Origin of the sequence: Dactylosporangium sp. NBC_01737, from assembly GCF_035963215.1 — a bacterium.
GTDB lineage: Bacteria > Actinomycetota > Actinomycetes > Mycobacteriales > Micromonosporaceae > Dactylosporangium.
Genome location: NZ_CP109153.1, coordinates 4,184,827 through 4,202,831, shown reverse-complemented (window position 1 = coordinate 4,202,831; position 18,005 = coordinate 4,184,827). Strand labels below are relative to the sequence as shown.

Sequence of the window (18,005 nt, the reverse complement as noted above, 5' to 3'; positions counted from 1 at the left end):
GTGGCCGGCGCAGGCGGGGAGTGCACGGGCCGGAAGTGCGCAGAGTGGCGCAAACACGCAGTGGGCGGGGTGATGCGAGCGGGTGGCGGGCAGGGTGAAATGGACGGGAGGTGGGCAGACGGGTGGGCGCGTCGACACGGGGGTCGACGCGCCCTCAGGCCTGGTTGGTCAGGCGTCGCCTTCTGGGCGGCGGCGCCAGCGTTCCTCCAGGCGGTCGACCAGTCCCGCCCTGCGTTGCCGGGTGCGGCGGGTGGCGGTGCCGCCGACGGCGTGCAGGTCGGTGCTCTGTCCGCGGCGATATGCCTGGACGCCGAAGAACAGGGCGCCCAGCATGACGACGAAGCCGCCGACGCCGAGGAGTGGGATTGAGATGGCGACGCCATAGACCAGTAGCGCCATGCCGGCGAGTAGGAGCACCGCGGCGGCGATCATCCGACGCTTGGCATGGAACCGCGGGTCGGTGGCTCGCACCGCCGAGGCAAACTTGGGGTCCTCGGCTAGCGACCGCTCGATCTGCTCGAACAGCCGCTGCTCGTGTTCCGAGAGCGGCACGGCACTCCTCCCCGGTCGCGAAGGTCGACCCTGATGGACCGACAGTCCGGCACAGCCCGTCGGGCTGCGTACTGGCAAGTTTACGAGGGGCTCACCGGGTCGGAAAGCGGGACGATGGTCCGGCCGTGCCGATTTTCCGTCGAGTCGGTCTCTATCTACCCCCATTGTGTCGTGTCGGAGGCCCTTCCGGGGAGTTGGGGGGCGGTGCGGCGCCGTTTCCGTCTTGGCGGACGCCGTCGCCGCGCAGCAGACTGGCGGGTTTGACGAGGCCTGTGCCGAAGCGGGCGGCGACCGCGTCGGCGGCGCGTTCGGCGTCGCGCCAGCCGTGGTCGCGCTCACCGAGCGTCATCTGTCGTGGCGCTCCGTCGGCGGAGGTGAGGCCTTCGACGCGGACGCCGATGAGGCGGATGCGCTCGCCGGGGCGGGCGGCGGAGAACAACGCCCATGAGATTTCGAAGATTTCGCGGGCGACGTCGGTCGGGACATCAACGGTGCGTGACCGGCTGAGGGTCTGGAAGTCGGCGAGTCTGATCTTGACCGAGACGGTGCGGCCGGCCTGGTCGGCGTGGCGGAGGCGCTGGGCGACCTTGTTGGACAGGGCGAGCATCGTGCGTCGGATGATTGACAGGTCGCTCACGTCGACGTCGAACGTGGTCTCGGCGCCGATCGACTTCTCCACGTGGTCGGGAATCACCCGCCGGGGGTCCCTCGCCCAGGACAGCTCGTGCAGGTGGTGCGCGGCGGCGTCGCCGACGGCGGCGCGCAGCATGCCGAGCGGGGCGGCGGCGAGGTCGCCGACGGTCTTCAGGCCGAGCCGCTGGAGGGTCTCGGCGGTGCGCTCGCCGACGCCCCACAGCGCGCTGACGGACAGCGGGTGCAGATACTGCAGGGCACGGTCGGCGGGGACGACCGCCATGCCGTCGGGCTTGGCCCGGGTCGAGCCGAGCTTGGCCATGAACTTGGTCGAGGCGACCCCGACGGAGCAGGTGAGCCGCTGCTCGGTGGCGACCCGGTGGCGGATCAGGGCCGCGATCTGCGCGGGGCGGCCCAGGAGCCGGCGGGCGCCGGCGACGTCGAGGAACGCCTCGTCCAGTGACAGCGGCTCGACCAACGGGGTGACGTCGCGGAAGATCGCCATGACGGCCCGGGACGCCTCGGTATACGCGGCGAAGTCGGGTGGCAGGAAGATGCCGTGCGGGCAGAGCCGCTGGGCCCGGCTGCCGGGCATGGCGCTGTGCACGCCGAACCTGCGGGCCTCATAGCTGGCGGCGGACACGACGCCGCGCGGGCCGGCGCCGCCGACGATGACGGGCTTGCCGCGCAGCTCCGGGCGGCGGCGGATCTCGACGGAGGCGTAGAACGCGTCCATGTCGACGTGCAGCATCGTGCAGCCGGTGTCGTCGGCGTCGGGGCCGAACTCCCCCGCGCCCGAACCGTCCCTCGGCACCACCTGACTGCGTCCCACCCCCGCACCCTAACCAGACCCCCCGACAAAAACGCGAGGCGAGCCGTACACCTGAACGAATTGACGAAAAGTTAGGTTTGCCTTACCTTCCTGAGATGGCCCTCCTCGCGCTGACCTCGCCGCTGGCGCCGGTCGTCGCGGCCGTTGAGGGGCTGCGGCTGCAGTATCCGGATCTGGTGCGCTGCGTCGCGCCGGGGTTGATGACGGGCGGCGGCGACGGCTGGCGGCCCGGAGCGGACCGGTGCGCCCTCGCCGTGCTCCTGGTCGCGGGCTGGACCAGGGCGCGCCGGGTGCCGCTGCCGGTGGAGGGCGAGACGTTCCTCAACCAGGCCGGCCAGCTGGGGATCCGCCGGGCGAGGGTGGCCGTGCTCTGCGACGATCCCGTGGCCGGCGCGCCGGGCGTGGTGGTCGCCGCGACCCGCGAGGATCTGTTCGCGATCGTGCTGGAGCACGCGGTGGACGCCGGCCCGGAGCTGCGGGCCACGATGCACCGACTGACGGCGACAAGGACCCCGGCCGGCTGCTAGGCCGGCAGACGGCAGACGGCAGACAAAAGACGCAGACGGCAGACAAAAGACGAAGCAAGAGACAAAACGAAGACGAAGACGAAGAGGAAAAAGCTAGCGGCGCACCACCAGCAGCGGGATCTGCATCTCCGCCGCCGTGCTGGAGCCGTGGAACGCCACCATCTGGGAGAGCCGGCGCGGCTCGTGCTCCGAGGCCATCACCACCCACCGGTCGTGGCAGATGACGACCACGTCGCCGACGCGGGCCAGGTGCTGCTGCGGGATTGGCCCGAACCAGCCCGCCGCCACCGCCTCCTCCCGGTTCAGCACGGTCGCGGCCGCGCCGAGCACGCCCTGCCAGGCGGCGATGACGTCGGCGCGGGCGCCGGGGATCGTGTGCAGGTAGCGGACCCGCGGCTCGCCGGCGACGACGGCCACCCCGGCCCGCAGCCGGGCGTCCTGGTCGAGGTCGAGGCGCCGGTCGGCGGGGACGTCGATCTGGCCGTGGTCGGCGGTGACGACCAGCGCCGAGTTGGGCGGCAGCCCGTCGACGAGACGGGTGAGGAGCCGGTCGGCGTTGCCGACGGCGGTGCGCCACTCGCCGGTGCCGATGCCGTGGTCGTGGCCGGCGCGGTCGACGTCGGGCAGGTATCCGTAGACGAGCCGGGACGTCGCGAGGGCGGCGAGCATCGCGGCCGCGACCTCGTCAGCGGCGACACCCGCGCCGAAGCGGGCGCCCCGGTATGCCGACACGGACAGCCCGGTCCGCTCGAACTGCGGGTTGCTGACCACGGTCGGGGCGAGGCCGGCGTTGAAGGCCCGGGTGAACGCGGTCGGCAGCGGCTGCCACTGCGCCGGGTCCGGCCGGCCGTCCCAGTGCAGGTGGTTGACGAGCTGGTCGGTGCCGGGCTGGTTGAGCACGATGCCGACGATGCCGTGGGCGCCGGGCGGGGCGCCGGTGCCGAGGGTGACGAGGCTGACCGGGGTCGTCGACGGGAAGCCCGCCGTGATCGACCGGGCGGTGCCGAGCCGGCCGCCGAGGAAGTCGGTGAGGGTCGGCGCGTGGGGGGCGGCGATCCCGAGCTGGTGCCAGCCGAGGCCGTCGAGGAGGATCACGGCGACCCGGTCGACGCCGGCGAGGGTGGCGCCGAGGCCGAGGGCGTCGCGCTCATACGGCATCCCGAGCACGCTGAGCACGCTGGGCATGACCTCGGCGAGGCTGCCCTGCCCGTAGCGGGGTGCGACCTGGTCGAGGAGGCCCATCAGGCTCGCCGGGCGAGCAGGTGCAGCTGGGTGGCGATGTCCCGGTAGGGCGACGAGCCCGCGAGGGCCAGCTCGAACGCCTGCAGCGCCTCCGGCTCGCTCTCCGCGACGATGCCGGGCACCAGGTCGGCGATGATCCGCACGCCGTGGACCTGCTCGACGGCGAGCCCGCAGCCGGACAGCAGTGCCTTGGCCGTGTCGACGTCATACCGGCGGCGGAGCCGGTCGCGGGTGTCGCCGCGCCCGTCGGGGCTGGCGACGAGCAGCGCCGCGGCGGCGAGGTGCCCGCCGATGGCCTTGGCGAGCACGGCCGCGGCCCGGTTGGCGACGACGACGCTGGCGGCGCCGCCGGGGCGCAGGGTCGCGGCGAGGGCGGTGACGACCTTGTGCGGGTCGTCGACCACCTCCAGCATGCTGTGGCACAGGACCAGGTCGACGCTGTCCGGCGCGACGAGGTCGACGAGGTCGTCGCCGTCACCCTGCAGGGCGGTGATCCGGTCGGCGACCCCGGCCTCCGCGGCCCGCCGGGTGAGCGCGGCCAGGGCGTCGGGGCTGGGGTCGACGACGGTGACGGAGTGCCCGGCGCGGGCGAGGGGCACGGCGAACCCACCGGTGCCGCCGCCGACGTCGAGGGCGGTCAGGGGGTGGTCGGCCCCGGCGATCTCGCGACGCAGGACCTGCCAGACCACCGCGGTGCGTGGCGACGCCACAGAGGACTCCACCCCCACGACCTTAGTACCCCGCTACGACACGACCGGCAGGTACACCTGACCGCCCGACGACGCGAACTCGGCCGACTTCGCCTCCATCCCGAGCGCCGCGTACTCCTGCAGATCCTGGGAGATCTTCATGGAGCAGAACTTGGGTCCGCACATGGAGCAGAAGTGCGCGGTCTTCGCGGGCGAGGCCGGCAGCGTCTCGTCGTGATACGCGCGGGCCGTGTCCGGGTCCATGGCCAGGTTGAACTGGTCCTCCCAGCGGAACTCGAACCGTGCCCTGGACAGCGCGTCGTCCCACGCCTGCGCGCCCGGGTGGCCCTTGGCCAGGTCGGCGGCGTGCGCGGCGATCTTGTACGCGATGACCCCGGCCTTCACGTCCTCGCGGTTCGGCAGCCCGAGGTGCTCCTTCGGCGTGACGTAGCAGAGCATCGCCGTGCCGTACATGGCGATCATGGCGGCGCCGATGGCGCTGGTGATGTGGTCGTACGCGGGTGCCACGTCCGTGGTGAGCGGGCCGAGCGTGTAGAACGGCGCCTCGTGGCACCACTCCTTCTGCAGGTCCACGTTCTCCTTGATCTTGTGCATGGGCACATGGCCGGGGCCCTCGATCATCACCTGCACGTCGTGCTTCCACGCGATCGTCGTGAGCTCGCCGAGGGTGCGCAGCTCCGCCAGCTGGGCCTCGTCGTTCGCGTCGGCGATGGAGCCCGGCCGCAGGCCGTCGCCGAGGGAGAAGGCGACGTCGTACCGGGCGAAAATCGAACACAATTCGGCGAAGTTCTCATACAGGAAGTTCTCGCGATGCTTGGCCAGGCACCACGCGGCCATGATCGAACCGCCGCGGGACACGATGCCGGTGACCCGTCCGACGGTCATCGGCACGTACCGCAGCAGCACCCCGGCGTGCACGGTCATGTAGTCGACGCCCTGCTCGGCCTGCTCGACGATGGTGTCGCGGTACGCCTCCCAGGTGAGCTTGAGCGGGTCCCCGCCGACCTTCTCCAGGGCCTGGTAGATCGGCACGGTCCCGATCGGCACCGGCGAGTTGCGCACGATCGCCTCGCGGGTCGCGTGGATGTGCTTGCCGGTGGACAGGTCCATGACCGTGTCGGCGCCCCACTTCGTCGCCCACGTGAGCTTCGCGACCTCCTCCTCGACACCGGAGGAGACGGCGGACGTGCCGATGTTGGCGTTGACCTTCACCAGGAAGCGGCTGCCGATGACCATCGGCTCGCTCTCCGGGTGGTTGACGTTGTTGGGCAGGATCGCCCGCCCGGCCGCGATCTCCTCCAGCACGACCGCTGAAGAAACGCCCTCACGGATCGCGGCGAACTCCATCTCCGGCGTGACGATCCCCTGCCGCGCGTAGTACAGCTGGGTCCGCTCGACCCCGCGCTCGGCGATCCACGGCGCCCGCAGCGGCGGAAGGCCCACGGGCGGATCGTTGAGCGGGCCGGAGGTGTCGTAGAGCCGCACCGGCGGGTTGCCGCCGCTGAGCTCGATCTCCGCGAACGGCACCCGGACGTCGTCGCGGGACCCCTGGACGTGGACCTTGCGCTTCATGCGGATCCTCTCTCGGGCACGGCGGAGCGGGCACGCCGGAGGCGCACCTGTTCCGCGTTTCGGCAGGTGTACTGGGTGAGCTTCGGCCGGGTGTCTAGGTGAGCGGCGGCTCGAACGGTCCCCATGCGAGCGGGCCGTGGCCGGTGCCGAGCCGCCAGCCGGACGATGCGGTCAGGGCCGCGTGCACGTACTCCTTCGCCCCGGCAAGGGCCTCGGCGACGGGTTGCCCGAGCGCGAGCCGGGCCGCCGTCGCCGCGGCGAGCGTGCAGCCGGTCCCGTGGTTGTTGGCCGTGTCGACCCACGGCGCGCTGAGCAGCTCGACGGTGTCGCCGGCGCAGACGACGTCGACGGCGTCGCGGCTGCCGCGCAGGTGCCCGCCCTTGACCACGACGCACCGGGCCCCGGTCGCGGCCAGGTCCTGGGCCGCCTTGATCGCGTCGTCGACGTCGAGGACGTCGCGGCCGAGCAGCACCGACGCCTCCCGCAGGTTGGGGGTGACCACCGCGGCGTGCGGGAACAGCAGGTCCAGGTACGCCCGTTCGGCGTCGCGGGTGAACAGCCGGTCGCCGGAGGAGGCGACGAGGACGGGGTCGACGACCAGCCCCGGCAGCCGCGGCGCGTACCCGGCGACGAGGGCGACGGTCTCCGGCGTGGCGAGCATGCCGGTCTTGACCGCGGCGACGGGCAGGTCGTCGAGGACCGCGTCGAGCTGCGCGCCGACGAACCCGGGGCCGACCGCGGAGATCCCCTTGACGCCGGTGGTGTTCTGCGCGGTCAGCGCCGTGATCACGCTGGTGCCGAAGACCCGGTGCGCGGCGAACGTCTTCAGGTCCGCCTGGATGCCGGCACCCCCGCCGGAGTCCGAACCGGCGATCGTCAGCGCGACGACCGGGGTGCTCATGCCGTCACCTCCGCTGCGCTCCGGCGCCGGCCCGAGCCAACCTGTGATGCTGATGAGCGGCCCGAACCGCTGCGCTGGCCGCTCATGCCGTCACCCCCGCTGCGCTCCGGCGCCGGCCCGAGCCAACCTGTGATGCTGATGAGCCGCCCGAACCGCTGCGCTGGCCGCTCATGCGGTCATCAGCTCCTTCACGAACCTCGCGGGGTCCTCCGCGCGCATGACCGCGCCCATGACGGCCACCCCGGTGGCCCCCTCGTCGAGGCAGTCCCGGACGCGCTGCGGCGAGTCGACGCCGCCCAGGGCGTACACCGGCAGCGGGACGACCTGCGCCATCCTGCCCAGGGCGGCGAGGCCCAGCGGGGGTCCGTAGCCGGGTTTGGAGCGGGTCGGGTAGATCGGTGACAGGGTCGCGAACCCCACCTCGGCCTCGGCGGCGGCGACCAGGTCGCCGAGGTTGTGACACTTGCGGAACGCGGTCGTGTCCTCGGCGAGGACCAGGCGGCCCTTGACGCCGTCGAGCATGACCCGCAGCCGGTCGGCGAGGTCCTGACGTTGCGGCGCTGGGAGGTCCTGCTCGCCGAGGACGACCAGCCGCGCGCCCCCGTCGATCGCGCGGTTGACCACCTCGTCGAGCGGCCGGTGTGCCTGCAGCCGGTCGGTGAACAGGATCAATCGGGTCACCACGGCAACCCTCCAGTCGGGCTCGAGGCGGTCGCGTACAGGCGGCGCGGGATCCTCCCGGCGGCGTGGGCCAGGCGTCCGGCCTCGACGGCGAGCCGCATCGCCGCCGCCATCCGCGCGGGGTGCTCGGCGCGGGTGACCGCGGACGCGAGCAGGACCCCGTCGCAGCCGAGCTCCATGGCGAGCGCGGCGTCGGAGGCGGTGCCGATCCCGGCGTCGAGGATGACCGGCACCGTCACCTTCTGCCGGATCAGCGCGATGTTGTGCGGGTTGCGGATGCCGAGCCCCGAGCCGATGGGGCTGCCCAGCGGCATGACCGCGGCGCATCCCGCGTCGGCGAGACGCTGGGCGAGGACCGGGTCGTCGGTGGTGTACGGCAGCACCGTGAAGCCGTCCTCGACGAGCCGCTCCGCGGCGGCGACCAGCTCGACCGCGTCCGGCAGCAGGGTCTCCTCGTCGCCGATGACCTCCAGCTTCACCCACGCCGTGTCGAACGCCTCGCGGGCGAGGTGGGCGAGTTTCACGGCCTCGGTGGCGGTGTAGCAGCCGGCGGTGTTGGGCAGGACCCGCACCCCGCACCGGTCGACGACGTCCAGCAGCGACGGGGCGGCCGGGTCGAGCCGCCGCAGCGCGACGGTGACGAGGCCGGTGCCGCTGGCGCGGATCGCGGCTTCGAGGGCGGCGTGGCTGGTCGCCCCGCCGGTGCCGAGGATGAGTCGCGACGGCAGCTGCTCCCCGGCGATCGTCAGATCGTCAGCCACCTTGGACCGCCGTGAGCACGTCGATGGTGTCGCCGTCGGCGGGCCTGGTGGCGGCCCAGGTGTCCCGCGGGACGACGGCCCCGTTGAGGGCGACGGCGATCCCCCGTGGGCCGGCGTCGCCGACCAGGCCCTGGATGACGTCGGCGATGGTGGCGGTGTCGTCCACGTCGGCGGTGACGGCGTTGACCACGAGCTGCATGCGGCTCACTCCTGACTCCCTGCGCCGGCATGATCCGGATCAGGTTCGACGGTCGGGGGCTGACAGCCCCCCTCTCAGCCCGGTCACACCGGACTCCCGTGGGGTACGCGCTGACCATAACCCCGTCGCGGTCCTCAGGTAAAGCGGCTCGCCCGGTACGGCGTGACGTTTACGTCTGTCGATCCCTTGGTGACGAGGTCGGCGATGACGTGCGCGGTGACCGGCGCGAGGAGCACCCCGTGCCGGTAGTGTCCGCCCGCCACGTACACGTTGCCGTGCAGGTGCCCGAGGATCGGGGCGTTGTCGGGGGTGCCGGGCCGCAGCCCCGCGAGGGTCTCGGCGAGCGCCAGCTCGGCGACGCCCGGCAGCAGGTCCGCGGCGGGTCGCAGCAGGTCGAGGACCCCACCGGCGGTCACCGTCGTGTCGGCGCCGCGCTCCTCCTCGCTCGCCCCGACGACCAGCTCCCCGTCGGCGCGCGGCACCAGGTACACGTGCCGGCCCAGCGCCACCCCCCGCACCACGTGCGTGAGCAGCGGCTCCGGCCCCCGCAGCCGCAGCAGCTGCCCCTTCACCGGCCGCACCGGCAGCCCGGCCGACGCGGCGAGCCCGCACCCGTTGGCGACGATGATCACATCGTCGCGCAGGTCGCCCGGGTCGGTCACGTCCCGCCGCTCGTGCCGCACCGGCAGGCTCCGCAGCGCCGCGAGGAGCAGCCGCGGGTCCACCTGATGGTCCCCGCCGGCCCGTGCGCCGCCGCGGACCCGGGGGCTGAGCAGGGGTTCGAGCTCGCGCAGCTGCCGGCCGCCGAGCGGCTCGATGGGTGTCCCGGCCCGCCGGTAGTAGTCGACGAGCCGCCGCACCTCGGTGAGGTCGTCGTCGGTGAGCGCGACGAGCAGGGTGCCGTCGGTGCGGTACCCGAGCGGCATCCCGGTCGCGGCGCCCAGCTCGGCGGCGAACCCTGGCCAGCGCCGCATCGAGTCGAGCATCAGCTCCTGCAGCGCCTCCTCGCCGAAGTTCGCCTCGGCCGTCGGCGCCAGCATCCCGGCCGCGACCCGTCCCGCGCCGCGGGCAGGATCGGCGTCGTACACGGTGACCTGCTCCCCGCGCCGCGTCAGCTCCCACGCGACGCAGAGCCCGATGATCCCGCCCCCGACGACCCCGACCTTCACGCCCGCCCCCTCCCCGCAGCCGCCCCGTCCTCCCCGGACATGTCCAGGCGCAAATGCCCGTATATGTCCGACATTTCGTGTATGCCGGTAGCAGGCGCCGAGGCGAGGACCGCCGCGAAGCGGGCCGCGGTCGCGGCCGGGTCGGGGGACGCGCTCATCGCGCCGACGACGGCGACCGCGTGCGCACCGGCCGCGAACAGCTCGGCGGCCCGCTCCGGGGTGACGCCCCCGATCGCGATCACCGGCACGTCGACCGCCTCGACGACGGCACGCACCCCGGCGGGGCCGATCGCGTCGGGCAGGCCGGTCTTCGTCGTCGTCGCGTACGGCCGGCCGACACCCAGATACGTGGCGCCGTCCGCGACCGCCTGCCGCGCCGTCACCGGGTTGCGGGCGGTCGCGCCGAGGATCGCGTGCGGGGCCCCAGGACGCGGCGGGCCGCGGCGACGGGCGGTCGTGGCGCCGACGTGGCCGCCGTCGGCGCCGGCGGCGAGGGCGATGTGCAGCCGGTCGTTGACGAGGCAGGTCGCGCCTGCGGCGCGGCACAGCGCGACGACCCGGACGGTCAGGTCGAACGCCTCGCGGTCGGTGACGGCGTCCTCGGGGCGGACCTGCACGACGCCGAACCCGGCGGCGAGGGCGTGCGCGACCACGCCGAGCACGTCTCGCCCGGGGCGGGTGTCGGTGATGAGATGGAGTCGTCCGAGGGTCTGCACCGCGATAGTTTTTCAGACATGAAGCAGGTGCGACTTGGCCGGACCGGGTTGAAGGTCTCCGAGATCTGTCTCGGCATGATGAGCTATGGCGATCCAGCGTGGCGTGACTGGGTGCTCGACGAGGAGGCCGCGGACCCGTTCGTGCGCCGGGCCGTCGAGGCCGGGATCACGTTCTTCGACACCGCCGACGTCTACTCCCTCGGCGCCAGCGAGACCGTCACGGGGCGGCTGCTGGCGAAGTACTTCACCCGCCGCGACGACTACGTCCTGGCCACCAAGGTGTTCAGCGTCATGAGCGACCGGCCCAACGACTCGGGGCTGTCCCGCAAGCACATCCTGGCCGGCATCGACGGCTCGCTGCGGCGGCTCGGCGTCGACCACGTCGACCTGTACCAGATCCACCGCTTCGACCCGGACACCCCGGTCGAGGAGACCATGGAGGCACTGCACGACGTGGTGCGCGCCGGCAAGGCCCGCTACATCGGCGCGTCGAGCATGTACGCGTGGCAGTTCGCGAAGATGCAGCACACCGCCCGTGAGCGGGGCTGGACCGAGTTCGTGTCGATGCAGAACCACTACAACCTGGTGTACCGGGAAGAGGAGCGGGAGATGCTGCCGCTCTGCGCCGACCAGGGCATCGGCGTCATCCCGTGGAGCCCCCTGGCGCGGGGGCTGCTCGCCGGCAACCGGGGCCGCGGCGACGAGCGCCGCACGGTGCGCTCCGCCAACGACGCGTTCACCTCCATGTACACCGATGACGACTTCGCCGTCGTCGACGTCAACGCGGAGGTCGCCGGTGAGCGGGGCGTGCCCTCGGCGCAGGTGGCGCTCGCGTGGCTGCTGTCGCGGCCGGTGGTGACCGCCCCGATCGTCGGCGCGACGAAACTGTCGCACCTGGACGACGCGATCGCCGCGACCGGGCTGACGCTGGACGAGAAGGAGATCGAGCGTCTCGAGGCGCCGTACGTGCCGCACCCGGTCCTGGGTCACTGACACGCCGAAGGCCGGCACCCCGGGGGTGCCGGCCTTCGGGCAGCGCAAGCTCAGTTGGAGGCCACGCCGAGGGCGGCGCTGCCACCGTCGGTGTGCAGTTCGGTGCCCGAGGCGAACGCGCTGTCGAAGCGGGCCTGCAGGGCGTCGAGCTGGTCGTACTCCGACGCGTGCGACGACTCCGAGCCCTCCGCGGCGAACACGTGGTCGGTCTCGGCCTCGTTGTGGTCGTACGAGGTGAAGTCCGACTCCTCGTAGTGCTCACCCGACGGGTTCGAGTACTCCACGTGGTGGCCCTGGTCGAACGACGTCGACTCCGCCGACGCGTGGTCCTGCTCGTACACGCCGAAGTTCGAGTCGTAGTCGTTCTCCGCCGCGTGGACCTGGTGCAGCTGGTCCAGCGACTCGTGCTCCTGGCCGGCCTCAACGTGGCCGTAGTCGACGCCGCCGTTGTCGCCGCTGTCCCACTCGCTCATTACATCCCCCAGCTCATCTGTGATCGCGTTGCTCCGTTGCCATGAACGTTAGGCAATCCTGGACTGCATTGAATCCCCGAAACGTGCCACCGCCCAGCGCTGTGCAAGGTAGGCGACAGTCCCGAACCGCACCGGCGCCGGCGGCCGTGTCACCGGGCAGCTGGGGACACCGCTCGAACCCGATGTCCTGCGGTGTCCACAGCGTCGTCAACCCCTCACGAGGCCGGTAACCAGCCCGGAACATAGAGCAGGAGGGGCCCGGGGCAGGCGCTCCGGGCCCGCCGCATTACGCTGTCGGCCGTGATCGGGCCCTTGGCAGTCGCCATCCACGTGCTGTCGCTCGCCCTGGCGGCCTGGGCGTTCGTGGAGTTCTTCCGGCACCGCGAGCCGACCCGCCCGCTCTTCACCGGGCTCGGTGTCGTCGGGGTGCTCGTCGCGGTCCAGGTCGTCGCGCTCGTCGTCGGTCTCGCCGGCGGCCACGGGCCCGGCGAGGGCGGCGAGGTCGTCACCCTCGTCGGGTACATGCTGACGGCGCTGCTGCTGCCGCCGGCCGGTGCCGTCCTCGCCAGGATGGAGCCGACCCGCTGGGGTTCTCTGCTCATCGGCAGCGCCGCCGTCATCGTGCCGGTGCTCATCCTGCGACTGGGACAGATCTGGAATGGCTGAACGGCTCAACAAGGGACCCGGGCGGGTCCTCGTCGCGATCTACGGCGTGTTCGCGCTCTCCGCGACCGCCCGCGCCGGCGTGCAGATCGCGACGAGCTTCGGTGACGCGCCCCTCGCGTACTCGCTGTCGGCGCTCGCCGGCGCCGTGTACATCGTCGCGACCGTCGCCCTGGCCCGCGGCGCCCGCCGGGTCGCGCTCGCCGCCTGCGGGTTCGAGCTGCTCGGCGTACTCACCGTCGGCACGCTCAGCGTCGTGGACAGCGAGGCGTTCCCGGACGCCACCGTCTGGTCGGACTTCGGGCAGGGGTACGGGTACGTCCCGCTCGTCCTGCCGGTCATCGGCCTGTGGTGGCTGCTGCGGGCCCGCCCCTCTGCATGAAGGAACCCGCCGGCGCGTCTGCCGTCACCGGCAACCCGCGGGGCTGGTCGGCGTGCGAGCGGGTCGACCCCTCAGCGGAAGTCGCGTGACGCCGAGCGGATCGGCAGGCTCAGCACGGCGAGGTGGTCGGCGCGCAGGTTGAGCACGCCCTCGACCTTCTCCAGGATTCCGCGGACGACCATCGCGCTCGCGGTGCGCGCGACCCTGCGGTGCCGCTGCCACAACCCGGGCGTGCAGGTGACGTTGAGCATCCCCGTCTCGTCCTCCAGGTTGATGAACGTGACCCCACCGGCGGTCGCCGGTCGCTGCCGGTGCGTGACGACCCCGCCGACGGAGACCCTGCGGCCGTGTTCGACGGTGTGCAGCCGCTCCACGGACACCGCGCCGATGCGGTCCAGGTACTCGCGGGCGAACTGCGCCGGGTGCGCGTCCGGTGCCAGGCCGGTCGCCCACACGTCGGCGACCATGCGTTCCACGGCGTCCATCCCGGGCAGCATCGGCGCCTCCAGGCCGCCGGTCGTGCCGGGCAGCCGCCCCGCCGTCTCCCGGGACGCCGCGCCCGCCGCCCACAGCGCCTCCCGCCGGCGCAGGCCGAGCCCCGCGAAGGCGTCCGCGGTCGCGAGGGCCTCCAGGTGCGCGGTGGTGAGCCCGGCCCTTCTGGCGAGGTCGCTCATCGAGGTGTACGGGCCGTGCTCCGCCCGTTCGCCGGCGACCCGTTCGGCGACGGCGGCGAGACCGGACCGCGGACAGCCCGAGCCGCACGACCGGCCCGCCCCGCCCCCACCCGCTGGGCCCGTTGCCCGGTGTCTCGCCGGGGAGGGGGTCCTCCAGGGTCGCCGCGTCGGCGCTCAGGTTGACGTCGGGGCGGCGGACGGTGACACCGTGCCGGCGGGCGTCGTCGACGAGCGACTGCGGCGAGTAGAACCCCATCGGCTGCGCGTTGAGCAGCGCCGCGCAGAACGCCGCCGGGTGGTACCGCTTCAGCCAGGCACTCGCGTACACGAGGTACGCGAAGCTCATCGCGTGGCTCTCCGGGAAGCCGTAGTTGGCGAACGCGGCGAGCTTGTCGAACAGGTCGTCGGCCAGTGCGCCGGTGATCCCGTTGGCCGCCATCCCCTCGTACAGCCGCCGCCGGATGCGGCCCATGCGCTCCATGGACCGCTTCGAGCCCATGGCGCGGCGCAGCTCGTCGGACTCGGCGGGGCTGAAACCGGCGACGTCGATCGCCATCTGCATCAGCTGCTCCTGGAACAGCGGCACCCCCTTCGTCTTCTCCAGGGACCGCTCCAGCAGCGGATGTGGGTACGTGACCGGCTCCAGGTTGTTCTTGCGGCGGATGTACGGGTGCACCGAACCGCCCTGGATCGGGCCGGGCCGGATCAGCGCCACCTCCACGACCAGGTCGTAGAACTCGCGGGGTTTCAGCCGGGGCAGGGTCGCCATCTGGGCGCGGCTCTCCACCTGGAACACCCCGACGGAGTCGGCGCGGCACAGCATGTCGTACACCTCGGGGTCGTCCAGCGGCATCGTGGAGATGTCGAGCTCGCCGCCGATCATCTCGAACGCGTACCGCAGCGCCGACAGCATGCCGAGGCCGAGCAGGTCGAACTTGACGAGGCCGACGGAGGCGCAGTCGTCCTTGTCCCACTGCAGGACGGTGCGGTCGGCCATCCTCGCGTGCTCGACGGGGCAGACCTCGATCACCGGCCGGTCGCAGATGACCATGCCGCCGGAGTGGATGCCGAGGTGCCGGGGGAACGTCAGCAGCGCGTTGGCATGCTCGACGACCTGCCGCGGGATGTCGTCGTGGTCGGCGTCGCTCATCGCCGCGTACCGCTCGACCTGTTTGCTCCACGCGTCCTGCTGCCCGGGTGAGTGCCCGAACGCCTTCGCCATGTCCCGCACGGCGGACTTCGGCCGGTACGAGATGACGTTGGCGACCTGCGCGGTGTACCGCCGGCCGTACTTGGCGTAGACGTGCTGGATGACCTTCTCCCGCTGGTCGGACTCGATGTCGATGTCGATGTCCGGGGGCCCGTCGCGTTCCGGGGACAGGAACCGCTCGAACAGCAGCCCCCACTTGACGGCGTCGACGTTGGTGATGCCGAGCGCGAAGCAGACCGCCGAGTTCGCCGCGGAGCCACGCCCCTGGCAGTAGATGTTGTGTTCCTTGCAGAACGTGACGATGTCGTAGACGACGAGGAAGTACCCGGGGAAGTTGAGCTCCTCGATGAGGGCCAGCTCGTGCTCCAGCTGCGCGTACGCCTTCGCGTTGCCGCGGTACCGGTCGGCGGCCTTCGTCATCGTCAGGTGCCGCAGCCAGTCCATCTCCGACATGCCGGGCACCGGCACCGCGTAGTCCGGCAGCCTCGGCGCGACCAGCTGCAGGTCGAACGCGAGTTCCTCACCGAACCGCGCGGCTCTGGCGACGGCGCCGGGCCACGCCGCGAACCGGGCCGCCATCTCCGTACCGGAGCGCAGGTGGGCGGTGCCGGCGGCGGGCAGCCAGCCGTCGATGTCGTCGAGGCTGCGCCGGGCCCGCACGGCGGCGAGCGCGGTCGCCAGCTTCCGGCGGCCCGGGGTCGCGTAGTGCACGTTGTTCGTCGCGACCGTGCCGAGCCGTCCGGCCGCAGCCAGTTCGGCGAGGGCGTCGTTGCGTTCGTCGTCGTACGGGCCGCCGTGCGAGGTCAGCTCCACCGCCACCGACTCCCGGCCGAACAGGTCGATCAGCCGGTCCAGTTCCTTCTTTGCCTGCTCCGGGCCGTGCTCCAGCAGCGCCGCGGGGACGTGCCCCTTGCGGCAGCCGGTGAGGACCAGCGCGTGGTCCTTGAGGTTCGCCGCGGCCTCCTCCAGGTCGTACACCGGCCGGCCCTTCTCCCCGCCCCGGAAGTGCGCGTCGCTGATCGTGCGCGACAGCCGCGCGTACCCCTCCGGCCCCCGCGCCAGGACGAGGAGGTGCCGGCCGTGCGGGTCGGGTTCGCCGTTCTGCGGCCCGGGCAGCCCGAGTGACAGCTCCGCGCCGAACACGGTCCGGATGTCCAGCTCCCTGGCGGCCTCCGCGAACCGGACCACGCCGTAGAAGCCGTCGTGGTCGGTGATCGCGACCGCGGACAGCCCGAGCCGCGCCGCGGTCTCGGCGAGCTCCTCGGGGTGGCTGGCCCCGTCGAGGAAGCTGAAGTTGGTGTGGCAGTGCAGCTCGGCGTACGGCACGACGTCGGCGGGTTTCTCCAGCTCCGGCGGTGCCGTGTACCCGGCGCGCTTGCGGGTCCACGCCGGGGAGTCCCCGCCGTCGCCGTCGTCGGCGGCCAGGGGGTCGGGGTGGTACTCGGCTCTTCTCCCGCTGAGTTTCTGTTCGAACTCACGCCACGGGATGTCGGGGTTGGAGAATCCCATCAGTCGTACAGCCCTTCCACGTGCCAGGTGCCTTCCTCGAGGACCGCCAGGATCGCCCGCTCGTCGGCGAGCTGGAGCTGGAACCGGGCGCGGCGGCGGGCCCCGTCCTCGTCCCACCAGCGTTCGTCGACCGGCCACGGCCCGGCCCACGCGACCACCCCGACCGCCTGCTCCTCGCCAATGCGCACGCTCGCCGGCGCGCCGCTGAGCTCCAGGCGCCCGCTGACCCGCACCACCTGCCCGTCCTTGTCCGCGACGACCGCGGGCAGCGGCACCGGGTACACGGTCGCCGGCGACGGCGACGGCAGCCGCCCCGGCCACGGCGCGTCCGTGCCCTGCGCGACCCGTTCGTCGCCGAACGCCACAAGGCGGATCCGGCTGCTGTCGGCGCGCCCGCCGTCCAGGACCGCGGTCAGGACGGCATCGGGCCCGAGCAGCCCCTGGACGCGGGTCAGGGCCCGGTGGGCGCGGTCGCGTTCCTCCCCCGCCTCGCCCCACAGCCCCGGCTGCAGCCCGAGGTGCTCGACGACCCCTTCGGGCACCAGCCGCAGCCTGATGATGCCGCTGTTGGGGCTGTACCGGCTCTTCAGCCAGCCGTCGAGCTGCCAGCGGAGCCGGTCGGCGATCGCGTTGACGCTCAGCAGCCCGTCGTGCCGCCAGGTCCGCAGCAGCTCCTGCCCGGTGACGGTGGTCGCCTCGATCCCCAGCCGTGTGCAGGCGAGCCCGTGCTGCTGGAGCCGCTCGTGCAGCCGCTCCGCGAGGGCCCTGGCGGCGAACGCGGCCGCGTCGACCCGCTCGACCGGCTCGTCGAACGTCTCCGTCACGTCGAGGTCCGGCGGCGGCCGCCGCGGCGCGAGGGGCCGCTCGTCCCGCCCACCGGCGAGCCGGTGCGCGAGCGCCGCGTCGAACCCGAACCGTGCCAGCACGTCCGCCCCCGGCAACGCCGCGAACTCGCTGAGCGTGTGGATCCCGAGCCGCCGCAGCAGGTCGGCGAGCGCGGGCCGCCCGAGCGCCGCGATGCTGAGGTCCGCGAGGAACCCCGCGGTCTCCCCCGGCGCGACGAGCACCCCGGCCCTCGCGGCGAGCCCCGCCGCGAACGTGCCCTCGGCGATCCCGGCCTGCGCCTCCACGTCGCACCGCTGCGCGATCTGCTCGACGATCCGCTCTGCGGCCTCCGCCTCGCCGCCGTAGTACCGCGCGGGCCCCCGCGCCGCGAGCGCACACGCCCCCGGCCGCAGCGTCTCCACCCCGGGCACCAGCTCCTCGACCGCCATGAGCACCGGCTCGAACGCCCGCATGTCCCGCCCCGGGTCGTGCTCAAGGACGATCAGGTGCGGGCACCGCCCCTGCGCCTCCCGCTTCCGCAGCCCCCGCCGCACCCCCTCGGCCCGCGCCGCCGGCGACGTGGCAAGGACCCGGTTGGCGTGCAGCACCGCCACCGGCTCGTCCGCCGGGTACCCGTCGACGATCTCCGCGGCAACCACCGGCCAGTCCGGGCACCAGACCACGATCGTCCGCACCATCACCCCCACCCCCCGACCCCGATCACGCCCGCACCACCCACCACCGACCACCGACCCCACCCGTGATCGAAGTCGTGCCGTGG

The 18,005-nt window shown here is 72.9% G+C and carries 17 protein-coding genes, 1 pseudogene and 1 riboswitch; of the genes and pseudogenes, 4 read left to right on the top strand and 14 right to left on the bottom strand.

What is annotated here, in order from left to right:
• Positions 1-168: 168 nt before the first annotated feature.
• Together OHA72_RS19060 and OHA72_RS19055 are read right to left on the bottom strand one after the other, a co-directional pair.
• A complete protein-coding gene (locus OHA72_RS19060; RefSeq protein WP_203852504.1) occupies positions 169-552 on the bottom strand; it encodes an SCO2097 family morphological protein in 384 nt (127 codons plus the stop codon).
• 151 nt (positions 553-703) lie between these two features.
• A complete protein-coding gene (locus tag OHA72_RS19055) occupies positions 704-2,017 on the bottom strand; it encodes a DNA polymerase IV (protein WP_327009150.1) in 1,314 nt (437 codons plus the stop codon).
• A 95-nt stretch (positions 2,018-2,112) separates the two neighbouring features.
• Here OHA72_RS19055 and OHA72_RS19050 point away from each other — a divergent pair, with 95 nt between their 5' ends.
• Positions 2,113-2,544 carry a hypothetical protein gene (locus OHA72_RS19050; protein WP_327009149.1) on the top strand — a complete coding sequence of 144 codons (432 nt, stop codon included), beginning with the start codon at positions 2,113-2,115 and terminating at the stop codon, positions 2,542-2,544.
• Positions 2,545-2,637: 93 nt separating this feature from the next.
• Here the strand turns inward: OHA72_RS19050 and OHA72_RS19045 are convergent, their stop codons facing one another.
• The 9 genes from OHA72_RS19045 to OHA72_RS19005 form a co-directional block, all read right to left on the bottom strand.
• On the bottom strand, positions 2,638-3,786 hold the full coding sequence (locus tag OHA72_RS19045; protein WP_327009148.1) for an alkaline phosphatase family protein: 1,149 nt from the start codon (positions 3,784-3,786) through the stop codon (positions 2,638-2,640).
• Positions 3,786-4,514, bottom strand: a complete 729-nt coding sequence (locus OHA72_RS19040; protein WP_327009147.1) for a class I SAM-dependent methyltransferase — start codon at positions 4,512-4,514, stop codon at positions 3,786-3,788. Before OHA72_RS19040 ends, OHA72_RS19045 begins: the two co-directional genes overlap by 1 nt.
• A gap of 15 nt (positions 4,515-4,529) precedes the next feature.
• Positions 4,530-6,074 carry a phosphomethylpyrimidine synthase ThiC gene (thiC, locus tag OHA72_RS19035; RefSeq protein ID WP_327011606.1) on the bottom strand — a complete coding sequence of 515 codons (1,545 nt, stop codon included), beginning with the start codon at positions 6,072-6,074 and terminating at the stop codon, positions 4,530-4,532.
• Between the two features lie 88 nt (positions 6,075-6,162).
• Entirely contained in the window at positions 6,163-6,969 is an 807-nt protein-coding gene (thiD, locus tag OHA72_RS19030; protein WP_327009146.1) for a bifunctional hydroxymethylpyrimidine kinase/phosphomethylpyrimidine kinase, read from the bottom strand.
• A 168-nt stretch (positions 6,970-7,137) separates the two neighbouring features.
• Positions 7,138-7,650, bottom strand: a complete 513-nt coding sequence (locus OHA72_RS19025; protein ID WP_327009145.1) for a thiamine phosphate synthase — start codon at positions 7,648-7,650, stop codon at positions 7,138-7,140.
• On the bottom strand, positions 7,647-8,411 hold the full coding sequence (locus OHA72_RS19020; RefSeq protein WP_327009144.1) for a thiazole synthase: 765 nt from the start codon (positions 8,409-8,411) through the stop codon (positions 7,647-7,649). The genes OHA72_RS19025 and OHA72_RS19020 overlap by 4 nt, the downstream gene beginning before the upstream one ends.
• Complete coding sequence (gene thiS, locus OHA72_RS19015) at positions 8,404-8,610, bottom strand: sulfur carrier protein ThiS (RefSeq protein ID WP_327011605.1); 207 nt, start codon at positions 8,608-8,610, stop codon at positions 8,404-8,406. The genes OHA72_RS19020 and thiS overlap by 8 nt, the downstream gene beginning before the upstream one ends.
• A riboswitch (TPP riboswitch) is annotated at positions 8,609-8,719 on the bottom strand. It overlaps the preceding gene by 2 nt.
• Positions 8,720-8,744: 25 nt before the next feature.
• Positions 8,745-9,779 carry a glycine oxidase ThiO gene (gene thiO, locus OHA72_RS19010; protein ID WP_327009143.1) on the bottom strand — a complete coding sequence of 345 codons (1,035 nt, stop codon included), beginning with the start codon at positions 9,777-9,779 and terminating at the stop codon, positions 8,745-8,747.
• Entirely contained in the window at positions 9,776-10,495 is a 720-nt protein-coding gene (locus OHA72_RS19005; protein WP_442788610.1) for a thiamine phosphate synthase, read from the bottom strand. The genes thiO and OHA72_RS19005 overlap by 4 nt, the downstream gene beginning before the upstream one ends.
• Before the next feature lie 18 nt (positions 10,496-10,513).
• Between OHA72_RS19005 and OHA72_RS19000 the strand changes: the two genes are divergently transcribed.
• The gene (locus OHA72_RS19000; RefSeq protein ID WP_327009142.1) at positions 10,514-11,488 is read left to right on the top strand and encodes an aldo/keto reductase; all 975 of its coding nucleotides are present in this window, start codon (positions 10,514-10,516) and stop codon (positions 11,486-11,488) included.
• 50 nt (positions 11,489-11,538) lie between these two features.
• Here the strand turns inward: OHA72_RS19000 and OHA72_RS18995 are convergent, their stop codons facing one another.
• Positions 11,539-11,961 (bottom strand): hypothetical protein, encoded by a 423-nt coding sequence (locus tag OHA72_RS18995; protein ID WP_327006402.1) that lies wholly within the window; start codon positions 11,959-11,961, stop codon positions 11,539-11,541.
• Between the two features lie 300 nt (positions 11,962-12,261).
• Between OHA72_RS18995 and OHA72_RS18990 the strand changes: the two genes are divergently transcribed.
• Positions 12,262-12,627, top strand: a complete 366-nt coding sequence (locus tag OHA72_RS18990; RefSeq protein ID WP_327009141.1) for a hypothetical protein — start codon at positions 12,262-12,264, stop codon at positions 12,625-12,627.
• A complete protein-coding gene (locus OHA72_RS18985) occupies positions 12,620-13,006 on the top strand; it encodes a hypothetical protein (protein WP_327009140.1) in 387 nt (128 codons plus the stop codon). Before OHA72_RS18990 ends, OHA72_RS18985 begins: the two co-directional genes overlap by 8 nt.
• A gap of 71 nt (positions 13,007-13,077) precedes the next feature.
• Here OHA72_RS18985 and OHA72_RS18980 read toward each other — a convergent pair.
• Both OHA72_RS18980 and OHA72_RS18975 read right to left on the bottom strand, forming a co-directional pair.
• Positions 13,078-16,399: pseudogene (locus tag OHA72_RS18980) on the bottom strand (error-prone DNA polymerase).
• Positions 16,399-17,922, bottom strand: coding sequence for a DNA polymerase Y family protein (locus tag OHA72_RS18975; RefSeq protein WP_327009139.1), 1,524 nt, complete (start codon positions 17,920-17,922; stop codon positions 16,399-16,401). The pseudogene OHA72_RS18980 and the gene OHA72_RS18975 overlap by 1 nt, the downstream one beginning before the upstream one ends.
• Between the last annotated feature and the right edge of the window lie 83 nt (positions 17,923-18,005).

Coding starts and splice junctions, on each gene's coding strand:
- OHA72_RS19050 (WP_327009149.1), top strand. CDS start 2,113: ATGGCCCTCCTCGCGCTGACCTCGCCGCTGGCGCCGGTCGTCGCGGCC.
- OHA72_RS19045 (WP_327009148.1), bottom strand. CDS start 3,786: ATGGGCCTCCTCGACCAGGTCGCACCCCGCTACGGGCAGGGCAGCCTC.
- thiD (WP_327009146.1), bottom strand. CDS start 6,969: ATGAGCACCCCGGTCGTCGCGCTGACGATCGCCGGTTCGGACTCCGGC.
- thiS (WP_327011605.1), bottom strand. CDS start 8,610: ATGCAGCTCGTGGTCAACGCCGTCACCGCCGACGTGGACGACACCGCC.
- OHA72_RS19000 (WP_327009142.1), top strand. CDS start 10,514: ATGAAGCAGGTGCGACTTGGCCGGACCGGGTTGAAGGTCTCCGAGATC.
- OHA72_RS18995 (WP_327006402.1), bottom strand. CDS start 11,961: ATGAGCGAGTGGGACAGCGGCGACAACGGCGGCGTCGACTACGGCCAC.
- OHA72_RS18985 (WP_327009140.1), top strand. CDS start 12,620: ATGGCTGAACGGCTCAACAAGGGACCCGGGCGGGTCCTCGTCGCGATC.
- OHA72_RS18975 (WP_327009139.1), bottom strand. CDS start 17,922: ATGGTGCGGACGATCGTGGTCTGGTGCCCGGACTGGCCGGTGGTTGCC.